Origin of the sequence: Qipengyuania sp. (assembly GCF_043423005.1) — a bacterium.
Lineage (GTDB): Bacteria > Pseudomonadota > Alphaproteobacteria > Sphingomonadales > Sphingomonadaceae > Qipengyuania.
The window spans coordinates 24,369-35,369 of record NZ_JBHWMI010000080.1; the positions used below are offsets into that span (position 1 = coordinate 24,369).

Consider the following 11,001-nt stretch of genomic DNA (forward strand, 5'->3'; position numbering starts at 1 on the left):
GGTTTGCATACAGCCATGGTTTGCCTCCGGAGTGCATTTATTAGGCTGGTGCCATGCGCTCTCGCGTCGTCCTCTTCCAGCTCGCCACCGCAGCTCATCCATCCCGCAGTCACTCGGGGTAGGGACCTTCAAAATCGGTATGTAAAATGTCAAAGAATGACCCGCTAGGGCACGTCGGATACCTAGCGGGTCAAGCTCTGCTTGGGTGAACGGCGAGCCAGAACGCCACGACAGCGTTCCGACGTGCCGTTGCATTTCTATTTATCCAAAGCGCATCTGAGGGTTTGCAAGCCAGCGCAGCCCACGCTGAAGAAAGCAGACAATTTGACTTAGTTGAAAGCTCACCGATCATAATAAGTCTGCTGTTCAATCAAGCTGCGCCCTTAAAACAACATCCAACTCGGACATGAACCCAGTTGGCTCTCTTTCACGGACCTTTTGAAAGAACGTGTTGAAGTTGGCCGGCGTCAACATAGTAAAGTGATAGCGCCGTAACTCGCCTTCGCTCCGCAACTTTTCGTTTACCGCTTCAAAATGATCCCGAGCAAATTGGTACTTTTTAACGTTCTCCGCAGATGGATCAGCAATCTCATCGTCGGACTTGATTTCCACAACAATGCAAACATCGCCTTGCAACACGAAGAAATCCGGACTGAATTCCCCGCGCTTCGGATGGTCGCCTTTCTTCCAGGCAAACTCGATCCCGTAGAACCGAGCCGCACTGTTCTTCAGCCAGGCGTCGATTGCCATTGCATTTTGTCGAGTAACGAGTGCTCTGACGAAGCGGCGCTCTGGAGTAGCATCAGCTATTACAAAGTTAAGCGGTGTTTTAAAGTCTAAGGCATTCTGAACGAGGACTTGGCCTGCCGCAAAATCACCATCAGGATCAACCACTTCAGCAAAAAATTCTTGCTGTTCCTCAGCTATAAGACCTGCCGATCCTTCAGTATGATAAATTGTCTTAGAACCTCTGCGAATTTCAGCAGCGCTAATGCTGTCGGCCGGGCGATCACTGGTGCTGAGAATTTTGAGACCTTCCGCCCGCAGCTTGTACACGACACGCTTTGCCGATTTCCGACGAAGAGTGCCTAGAGCCTGTAAAAACCTTTGCCGGTTAGCATCGATCACACGACCAGACGTCACATTGGCTTTTTCAAGAGATTTTCTTACAATTTCTTCACAGGCCGCCGCGGTAAATTTGGAGGAGTAAGCCGTCCGATCTTCGGGGTCGTCAGCATCTTTCGACTCCTCGTCGATCGCTCGAAGGCGGTTGTGCATTTGACGGGCTATCTCGGCGGCCGACCAAGTCTTATGTTCAATGACGCCTCTAAACTGGGTTTCCTGCTCCGTGGTCGCATCAACATAGCCGATGGAGACATCTTCTGCTTCAACCTGAGTTGGCAGCTCGACGTACCCATTTTTAAATAGTCTATACTCACCTTTCTTTGCGAACTCAGAAACGTCTTCCAATCGAGTATAATCTAGATGGTGAAGCTCGAAATTAAATGGTGAAGATGGATCTATTCGGCTTGTAACTCTTCGCTCAATTTCTAAAACCTCGTTGACAAGTTGACGGATGCGAACGGACCAAGCGTCGTGATTGAATACCGTCACAACCGGGTCTTTGCCTACCCAAGGTTCGGGTCGCCTCAAGCCACGCCCCAGAATTTGAGAGATTAGCAGCTTGCTGTTAAAAGCTCGCTCCTCATGTGGAACGATCTGAAACACGTTCTTCACGTCCCACCCTTCACTCAGCATCGCGACGGAGACTATGAACTCTACCGCACTTTCCGATTGGTCCACACGAGATAGTTCAGCAACGTTTGGCTGATGCTCACGGGCAGAAGTGACTGGCAAGACGAGCTTCGAAGTGTCTACATCCTCATATTCCGGAAGATCTGACAGAAATTCTATGAGGTCTTGAGCCACTTGTTTGCAGGACCTTATATCCTTAGTGACCAAGATGGTCAGCGGCTTGATACCGCGGGATTTCAGTCTCCGTTTATTATCAGAATGTCGCTGGTGCACGAGCTGCCACTTCTCCTCTATGGCACTCGTTTCTGGCATTTCCGCTATGTATTCTATTCTTTTTACAAACCTTTCTTCAATCGCTTGCCGCAGAGAGTAACGAAAAATTACATCGGTGAAGTAATCGTCATTCACATAGCAGGTCCCAGATACTCCCAGGATATACCGGAAATCGAATTCGTCGTCGGCGAGGAAATTTTTCCACTCATGAACTTTCCCACCCGGAGCGTTCCAAACGTGGTGTGTTTCGTCATTCAATACCAAGGTCCGTGAGCCCTGCCCCTCTAAGCTCTCCCGGATAGAAGAGCTGACATGCTCGAGCACAGCATGATAGTTCTCTACACAGATCGATCCGTTGATTAGGCTCCCAGCTGCAGAAATGACGCTGGGATTGCGGATCTTGGAACCGGCTGGCAGTAGGTCGTTTAGGTCTGCGTTGGACGAGAGCTCTCGAAACTTTTCTCGCAATCCTGCCTCGATGGTGAGGGTCGGGCAGAGTATCAAAACTCTGTCAACGAGGCCCTCTGCGAGCATGATTGCTGCGACGCCATACATGACGTAGCTCTTCCCTGCTCCTGTGGCGATATCTAACGAACATGCCAGCTTATCAGGCAAAAGCAGTTGGTTACGGAAGCTCTCCTCCGACCTGTATCTATCTCGCAGCGCTTCTTTTCGGTCGAAATTCCAGCTTGCAAGTTCTGCGATGTTTGAAAACCTACCGCCCGCCAGGAACCGCATTGCGGCTCGGATCGCGTCCTTTTGGTATTCGCGATGACCGCAAAGTTCATCAATGAAAGGCTCGTAAGGGTCCTCGTTCCAGATATCGGGATCGACATCTGTAGGCATATCCAGAACGAGTTCCTCATTACGGAAAATTCTCGAATCTGCTGGCATTTCTAGCGCTTTCTTTTCTTGGCTTGCGGCGCTTTCTTCAGAAGCGGTTTCTGCGGTGGCGAGAATTTTGAGGCTGAAATCAATTCCCGTGCCTCGTTACCGTACATGTCGACGAACACGATCATCACATCTTTTCCCGTCGAGGGAATCGGAAAGAGGATCTCATTCTCAGAAGATCTTATGTCATCGCCGTAGGCAATGTGCTGAACGTCCACGGTGTCAGTCTCTGGGTCGAAGGCCGGATCGATCATGACCATTGAAAGTGAAGCCAAATCCCCAGACTGGATTGGTGCCTGTACTGAGGCTTCGCTTTGAAAAGCACTGACCTTGAGCTTCGCCATCGGCTTGCCCTTGATCATTTTCACACCCGTTTTGTAAGAAACCTCGGGTGTTCGAATGAAATCAAATCCGACCGCCTCAACCGTAGCGTTGACTTGATCGGCACCACCGGGCTGAAGCAAAGCCAAGAACTCTCTCTTATGGAGCTCCTGAACGATGGAATAGGGAATACGGAGAGCGTAATATCGAACATCTCCAATCTGTAAGTAATCCTGTTGGAAATCGAAAGTAAGAGAAGGGGCGACGACAAAACAACGAGTGCCCAACTTCGAGCCAGCAGCTTCATGAATACTTTGGAGCGTACCTTCATCGATACGTGCCCCGTGGTGCTTCTTGTGGTCAAATATTAGTACGCTCGCCCCGCGTAGAAAGCCGTCGAATTGCACGCCACCTATGCGGTGCGGTTCGTCCCTGCATTGGAAAAGTTCTAATGCGAAAAAGCGCCATGCATCCCACGGCAAATCGCGAAGTTTCGAGAAGTCGTAGAGACCGGCATTACAAAGTGCGAAAGGCTTCGGCTTCAGGGACCGGCCCGTATTTCCAATGCCTTGCCTCAATTTCATCATCCGCTTTTGGATAGTGTAAATCGACAATTTTCCGACATCGATGCCGACCCATTTCCGCGCAAGCTTCTCGGCAACTGCTAAGGTCGTGCCAGAGCCCGCGAAGGCGTCTAGAACGTAATCTCCCTCAACGGTACACGATGAGATGATTGGTGCGAGTAACAGCTCAGGTTTTTGCGTTGGATATCGTAAATTCTCCTTCTTATCAGCTGGCTGAAGCATCGAGATGCGCCAAACGTCATCCATGCGACGCTCGTCCGTTTCGATATATTCGACCTTCCCATCCTTCCCGCGCACGTTGACCAGACGTTTCGATGCCGGGTCCCATGCCCGCTTGAGCAAACGCTGAGTGTCCTCTCTCTCGAGATACTGGGCCTCGAATTTGAACTTTGGCCCTTTTGAATAAAAGTAGATGCATTCGTGGTTTGACGGGAAATGGCCGATATTTCCCTGCATCTTATTATAATACCACCAGATGATCTCATTTCGGAACCTGGATTCACCCATTATCTCATCAAGAAGGACTTTAATGTAATGACCCTTCTTCCAGTCGGTGTGGACGAAAAGGACGCCGTCATCTGCGAGCAGTTCTCGGATGAAAACCAGCCGCCGCCTTAAGAATTCAAGAAATTCGCTATTTATGACCCGGTCTTGGTAGGCCTTTTCACCTGCCGTGCCTGTGAAATCCCGCTTAGTGGCAAAAGGCGGATCGATGTAGACTAGCTTGAAACCATCTGAGCCATCTGCGTTCTTGAAACGGCCACGCTTCTTGTCCTCCAATAGCGTTTTCATCGTTTGGAGGTTGTCGCCAAAAATTAGAAGGTTCTCTGGGTCCTCTTCGGCCTCAGGCTTCCCGAATTTGCGAACACGCTGGATTGGGACGGCTATTGTCTCGGAAATGATCTCCTCGTCTCTCGCCTTACCACCGTAGACAAGCTCGTACTCTCGCCGCTCCGGTGGAAAAACAATTCTCGACCATTCCGGCGAAGGCGTCTCCCCCTTGGACAGAAGTTCAATCAAAGTCGCACGTTGGTCTGGTGTCATGCCGTCAATCCCGCTTTCATTTGAGAGCCTTATGTCGGCCCCGCTTCCCTGTCGATGGTGGAGAGCGGGTTTTGGACACCCCAAAAACTTCGCGGCGAACTCGCACTTTTGAGGTTTACCCGTGTGCGACGTCACCACGCCCGCTCAGGAGCGTCACAAAAAGGTCGCTCTCCTAGCAATGTGACAGCATCGGCAGTGGGTCTTAGTCCCTATTGCTACAGGAGCAGCGTATGATCGTTGGTTATGCCCGCGTGTCCACGTCCGACCAGAATCTTGACGTGCAGCTTTCCGAATTGGAAGCGCACGGCTGCGAACGCATCTTCACGGACAAAGCTACCGGCACAAATACCGCTCGGGCGGGACTTGCAGATATGCTGGAGTTCGTGCGCGAGGGCGATACGCTCGTTGTTGTCCGTCTCGACCGCTTTGCGCGTTCGTTGTCGGACCTCTACGCGCTGCTGGAGAAACTGACCCGGCAAGAGGTCGCATTCCATTGCCTGCGCCAAGCTATCGACACATCAACCAGCACCGGTAAGTTGACGCTTGCAATACTAGGGGCCGTGGCGGAGTTCGAGAACGATCTGCGCAAGGATCGACAGCGCGACGGCATTGCCCGCGCCAAGGAACGCGGGGTCTACAAGGGCCGCAAGCGCACCGTGGACCTCGGAGAAGTGCGTCGGCTGCACGGCGAAGGGACGAAGCCTACCGCCATTGCTAGCGCGCTCGGCATCAGCCGCACGAGCGTTTACCGTGCACTTGGCGTTGCCGAAGGTTGGTTGGGAGAAGAGGACGCACGAAAATAAGGGGCCGACCTTTCGGTCAGCCCCTTGATGATCGATTACTCGAACTCGGCTTCTAGACGATTCAACGTCTCGATAATGAGGTCATACAGATGCTCGGCATCACCGTCCCGAGGTTTTCAGCCAAATCTACGGAAGTACGTCATCACCGCCGTATAGATCATCTGTTCTTTGATCATTGCCAGTTTCAAGGAGCCGTGTGATCGCCTCAATCTGGCTTCGTCTTCGCGGGTTCATTTCGCCGTCCATGACTGCTTCGTATGGTGGATTGTCATCGCCCCAAATGTTGGGGGGCAACCCCGCTTCCTCAGTGCCCGGAACGAACCACCACGGAGCACGGGGTTGTACCTCGTGGTACCGCCTCCATGCGCCTTTCACTTGCGCTTCGTGCGCCTGTTCCATCCCAACAATCTTACGGGTGGCGGCTTCAATGATGCGTTTTTGAGTTGCGATCCTCGCCGGTAGGTTGCGAGCGTTTCTCTCGGCCAGTTTCCTAACGTCAAAGTAGCTGTGAACTTCACGCGGCCAATTCGTCGCGGTGGCTTTCGCTCTGTAACCTTCGGACCTGGCCTTCAGAGTAGCGGCAATCCCTTCCTCCGCATACTTGATGAAGTCTAGTCCCAACCAATCGCGCATCTGATCGTCAGTTAAGACTTCCAACGAGTAATCCGCCAAGCCCTCGACCATCTTACGAAGCTGATAGCGTTGTACCTTAGTCAGTTTCATGTCCTGCTCCGTCACAAGTGACGAGGGCCGGGTATCCCCCGGCCCACGATCATCAAGCTACCACCGCGTTTGCTTCGTCCTTGGCCTTCGCCTTGGATCTCGCCTTTGCGGCATTCGGAACAGGAACCGGCCAAACAAAGTCGCCGATTTGCATTTCGGCGAACATGCGTGTCTCACTAGCGGTAAGGTTGGCTGCGTTCATTTGGATGTGTTGTTGCGCAACGCGTTTCAACAGATCCATCGACCCGGCCTCATAAGCCTTCAATGCCTCGGGCATGATTGCCTTGGCAACGGCGTCATTATTAGTGACGGCCACTGCCCTGATAATCCACTTGCCCTGCTTTGCGGACCAGCTCGCAGCCAAGGTGATAAGGCGGCCATCCGCCTTATCCTCGACTTCGATGTCACCTTCCACAACCCCGATCCCATCGCTCTCCAACATGTACTGGAGAGCAAGGGCGTTGGTGCGACGGGTGTCGTCGTCCTCGTGTGAGTACTTGGCTCGGTCGAGCAATTCGGCACAAAGAAGCTTCTTCTTCACCTTCCCGTCGACGGGTCGTTCCAAAGACCTGAGCTGGTCGGCTACTTCCTCCGGCTTCCATCCTTCGTCGCGGATGAAACGCAGGATGTTACCGAACTTCCAGCAGCTCTTGTTGAACTCTGTTCCCCCCCCTTTCTTCTCCTTGCGGAACAAGGCGCGGACGAGTGGGCCAAACGGGTTCTGGTTCTCACCTGCCGCCGAAATGCCGAAGCTGGTCAACACCTGAGCCATTACCTCCGGATTGGCGAGCAGCGCAGCGCAGATGCGCGACGCTTCCGCCAACAGGACATAGTTACGCTCGTGGCCGTTCGTCTTGAACGAGTCCTTGTCGGCCTGTTCAGACGAAAGGGCGGCCTTATAAGCGCCGTGGTAATCGTTGACTGCCAGCAGCGCTTCATCGATGTTCATGATCTTCATTACGTCTATCCTCGAAGTGCAGCGATTTAGCCCGCTACGCGCCCAAACCCGGCGATTGTGCCGGTTGGTGGCCGCGACAGGAATTGAACCTGAGTACCCGCAAGCGGGTAGCACCAACGCGGTCGAGGTAGACCGACCGAACCCTGCATAGGGTGTGGTCGCCTACGAAAGTGGGGCGAGGATAGTTCGACGTTTTCAAAGAGCCGAGGGTGAACGCCTAAGCATCTGCCCACATCGATCGGATATCAGAAGTTCTGCGGCTGGCCAGCGGTTTCTTTGGTTAACGATTTATAGTGACAGGGGCGTCACTAAAGCGTCGAATTGACCTTCGCTTTTCTGTTTACTTGAAAAGCAGGTTGCCCGCATTTCCACGCGTAGCAGAGCGCCAAATGTCTCTGTGACGGCGGTAGTTGGCTCCTCTTGGGACGGTCGCCCAACTGCGGGTTTTCGAGACGACAATCTGACGTTAAGACCATTGTCGGCGCCTTACGAAGAATATTTGTTCATCGCCGCTTTGGCAGGGACTACAACGCAGTAGGCTTGTCCCTGCTCGGCAAGTTCTGATACGCATCGTACGCGGCAACATCGATCCGATGGTGTCCAATTAATTCCCGTCGTGAAGGGGCAAGATCGCTTTAAGGCGCTCGCGATGTACTTCGTCGAGATTTGGTGGCAGCCTCATTGATAGAGTGATCCCGGTTGCGTCGAGGTCAGTCAAGCAGGCAAGTAGGTCGTGGCGAGCTGCCTTAGGAACTGTGTCCCAAGCGATAGTCACGACCTCGGCCTTGCCCATCGATTCATCCAGCTCCTGAAGATTGGGGGGCGAGTCGGCCCTGTTCGTTTCGACTCCCCGATCGACAATATTAGCCGGTGGGTCGCTGCCGTCCGGATATACCGCAGCGATAAGCGCATCGATGTCGGGTGATCCGTCTTCGCCTCGGCGCGCGATCCGACGCGCACCAACTCCTGCCAGCGCTTCGCGCATATGGATCGGCGTCGTCTCGTAACGGACATACGAGATCGGGGTCTCCGCCCATCTGCCAAGTCCCTTGTCGGTCAACCAGTCGGGTTCAGGGTCTGAAAGCAGCATCGCGGCTGCATTTGTACGGAGCAAATCCTGTGCCTGGGCAAAAAGTTGGCGCGACCATTTGGCGCTGGGCGGCGCGGTGGAAGCGAGTGTTGGGAAGCGATCAGCTTGCATCGCCGGCTGACGAGCGATCGCCTTGCGGGTAAGGACTCCGAAAGGCAGCAGCAGCAGCGTGTCGATCCCCTGATTGACGAAGATTTGGCTGATATCTACGCTCACCTTTGCGCCATGGACGAGCGCAACTGCCGCGCGGGTCTCAGATCGCGCCAACTCGGCGGCAATAGTGTGAAGCGCCTGCATTTCCCGGTCCCCGGGCGCACGCGAAGGCAGCAGCGCAATCCATTTTCGCGACAGCAATCGTGGGTTGCCGAGCAAGAAGAGCGGCCCAGACTGAGCGAGCGCCGGCATCTCACCGAGCTCGAGCATTTCATAGCCGAGCGACGCTGCTTCTGCGCGCTCGTCGTCGGTGGGCGCTTGGGTAGCCACTCGTCCTGCCTGGCGTGAAGCCGAGGGTGCAAAAACGAGGATATTCGCATCGAGGTCATCGAGCTTTTCGCGGATCATGGCCGAGACTCGCTCCCAATCGAGTCCGCCATGGCCGCAGCCAAGCGCCGGGAGCGCCACCGTAACCGGTCCGACTCCCTTGAGATACGCGTGTAGATCGTCGAGCCCGGCCTCAATATCTTCGTAGCGTGATGGATTGCGCCAGTCGCGTTTAGTAGGGAAGTTGATGATCCAGTCGCCCTCCAACGACTTCCACACATGCATCCGGCCCGGCGATATCTGCCCGTCCTTACAGGCGGCCTTATAGTCTTTGAACATATCGGGATAGCGCTGCTTGAACGCCAGGGCGACGCCAGCGCCCATTACGCCGACACAGTTCACCGTGTTGACGCGGATATCCGCCGAAGCCTCGAACATGTCCCCTTGCGTGAATTCCAGCATAGCGTGCGCTTACAACGCCTCCTCGATCGCTTCGAGGCAGCGATCATAGAGTGCGTTCGCCGCCCATTCGTTCCACCAATGTTCAACAAGCACTGTAGCGTCGGCCTTGCCAAGGGCAAAGAGCATGTCGAGCTCTTCCTTGCTATCGGCGACATCGACAATCTGCTGCTCCTCGCGCCCTTTGCCGAGCACGTCGCCGACTAAATCATGGTAGCAGACTAGCTTCATCAACTTCCTGGCCGACGTCTTGCCAACTGTGCCGACATGCTCGGTCAGGATTTCTGCCATCATTGGCATTGCGCCGACCGGATGATTGGGATCAACCTTCTGCAGCCCTCCATTATCGTCCCAGCGCGCCCGCGGACCTTTGCCAATGTCATGGAGATACGCGGCGATTTCGACCAGACGCTGAGGCTTTGCGTCAAGTGCTGCAAATTCGGGAAGCGACAGAAGCTTGTCGACTACCTCCCTGGTGTGGACGTCGACAGTCCGCTTGTGCACGCCATTTGCAGATTTTAGACCAACGAGTTCGGCGGTTTCGGGCAGGCAGCCAAAGTCCGCGCGCAGTGCGTCGCGCAGTTCTTTCAAATTCTTGAATTTCGCGGTGTCGGCATGCGAGCCCGCATGCTGGTCCACATATTCGCAGGCAAGCTCGAAGATCGTGGCGATCTCACCGGGCCCTTTCACGACGCTCGCGTTGCCACCGCTGGCGAAGTCGGTGAACCAATGGGGCCTATCCCATTGATGTTGGAACTCAATGGCGGGAAACGGCTGCGGGCCCACTATTGCCTCGACGCGCTTTTTCACGTCCCCGTTCCAGACCACGCAACGTGTAGCCGCGGTGACCGGAAGCTCGCTGTGAACCAGCAGCTCGGCCATGCGCCGATGCCGAAAGGCCTCGTCGACATTGCCCCATTTGCGACTGTCGATCGCGGCCCAGTCAAGTTTATCAAGGTCCGTGGGATCGCTGTAGAATGCGGGGGGAACCTGCGTATTCGCTGAGGCGCCTGAGAACACCGCGTCGGCCCGGTCTGCCAAGGCGATCGGAAACTCGAAATAGAGGATGTCGTATTGGTCGACATTCTTGGCGTTCACCACACCGAGCAGCATTGGGCTCACCGAGCCGAAGTAAAGCGGCACGTAATCATGAACGCATCCGCCCGGCCCGCAGGTTACCTGCATTTTGGCACGACGTTCCTGGATGCCAGCAGCGGCGATCGACCGGTGCTTCTTCGGGAACTGGGAATGATTATTCGACAGGAAGCCGAGCTTAAGCAAGCCAGGTAAATTGTCGATGTGAGAGAAATGGTAGACAAAGCGATGCTTATAGGCAGCCGGAATTGGCATTGGTATTATCCCCGTTGCTCTGGTGCGATGCGCTGTTCGCATCGTCGACCAGCCCGTATGGTTCTTCTCGAAGCGTGTAGCGAGCGAGGCAAAAAATTCTAGGCTGGTATGGATGAGGACAAGAGGTAGATCGATATCACCCGAGCAGGCGACCCGAACGTTCGGAGGCTCCTCGCTGTCCATTCGCTCCCCTGGCGCGGTATGAACCGCCGCCTCATAGTGCAGTTTGATCCTGACGAGCCCAGCATGTCTGCGCCCACCTTCGCGGAA

General features: G+C 54.4%; 7 protein-coding genes. 1 reads left to right on the plus strand and 6 read right to left on the minus strand.

The window, feature by feature from the left end; translation table 11 throughout:
- Positions 1 to 366: 366 nt before the first annotated feature.
- A complete protein-coding gene (locus ACHFFA_RS11335) occupies positions 367 to 2,922 on the minus strand; it encodes a DEAD/DEAH box helicase family protein (protein WP_394270940.1) in 2,556 nt (851 codons plus the stop codon).
- A 2-nt stretch (positions 2,923 to 2,924) separates the two neighbouring features.
- Positions 2,925 to 4,868: a DNA methyltransferase gene (locus tag ACHFFA_RS11340; RefSeq protein WP_394270941.1), complete on the minus strand. Its 1,944-nt coding sequence runs from the start codon at positions 4,866 to 4,868 to the stop codon at positions 2,925 to 2,927.
- 230 nt (positions 4,869 to 5,098) lie between these two features.
- Here ACHFFA_RS11340 and ACHFFA_RS11345 point away from each other — a divergent pair, with 230 nt between their 5' ends.
- A complete protein-coding gene (locus ACHFFA_RS11345; protein WP_394270942.1) occupies positions 5,099 to 5,671 on the plus strand; it encodes a recombinase family protein in 573 nt (190 codons plus the stop codon).
- Between the two features lie 126 nt (positions 5,672 to 5,797).
- Here the strand turns inward: ACHFFA_RS11345 and ACHFFA_RS11350 are convergent, their stop codons facing one another.
- The 4 genes from ACHFFA_RS11350 to ACHFFA_RS11365 all read right to left on the minus strand — a co-directional run.
- Entirely contained in the window at positions 5,798 to 6,394 is a 597-nt protein-coding gene (locus tag ACHFFA_RS11350; protein WP_394270943.1) for a hypothetical protein, read from the minus strand.
- A gap of 52 nt (positions 6,395 to 6,446) precedes the next feature.
- The gene (locus ACHFFA_RS11355; RefSeq protein WP_394270944.1) at positions 6,447 to 7,352 is read right to left on the minus strand and encodes a hypothetical protein; all 906 of its coding nucleotides are present in this window, start codon (positions 7,350 to 7,352) and stop codon (positions 6,447 to 6,449) included.
- Positions 7,353 to 7,956: 604 nt separating this feature from the next.
- Positions 7,957 to 9,384: a macro domain-containing protein gene (locus ACHFFA_RS11360; RefSeq protein WP_394270945.1), complete on the minus strand. Its 1,428-nt coding sequence runs from the start codon at positions 9,382 to 9,384 to the stop codon at positions 7,957 to 7,959.
- 9 nt (positions 9,385 to 9,393) lie between these two features.
- Positions 9,394 to 11,001: DarT ssDNA thymidine ADP-ribosyltransferase family protein (locus ACHFFA_RS11365; RefSeq protein WP_394270946.1), on the minus strand; the 1,608-nt coding region annotated here is incomplete at its 5' end.

Excerpts from the sequence above, each read along its gene's own strand:
- ACHFFA_RS11335 (WP_394270940.1), bottom strand. The coding sequence starts at position 2,922 with ATGCCAGCAGATTCGAGAATTTTCCGTAATGAGGAACTCGTTCTGGAT.
- ACHFFA_RS11340 (WP_394270941.1), bottom strand. The coding sequence starts at position 4,868 with ATGACACCAGACCAACGTGCGACTTTGATTGAACTTCTGTCCAAGGGG.
- ACHFFA_RS11345 (WP_394270942.1), top strand. The coding sequence starts at position 5,099 with ATGATCGTTGGTTATGCCCGCGTGTCCACGTCCGACCAGAATCTTGAC.
- ACHFFA_RS11350 (WP_394270943.1), bottom strand. The coding sequence starts at position 6,394 with ATGAAACTGACTAAGGTACAACGCTATCAGCTTCGTAAGATGGTCGAG.
- ACHFFA_RS11355 (WP_394270944.1), bottom strand. The coding sequence starts at position 7,352 with ATGAAGATCATGAACATCGATGAAGCGCTGCTGGCAGTCAACGATTAC.
- ACHFFA_RS11360 (WP_394270945.1), bottom strand. The coding sequence starts at position 9,384 with ATGCTGGAATTCACGCAAGGGGACATGTTCGAGGCTTCGGCGGATATC.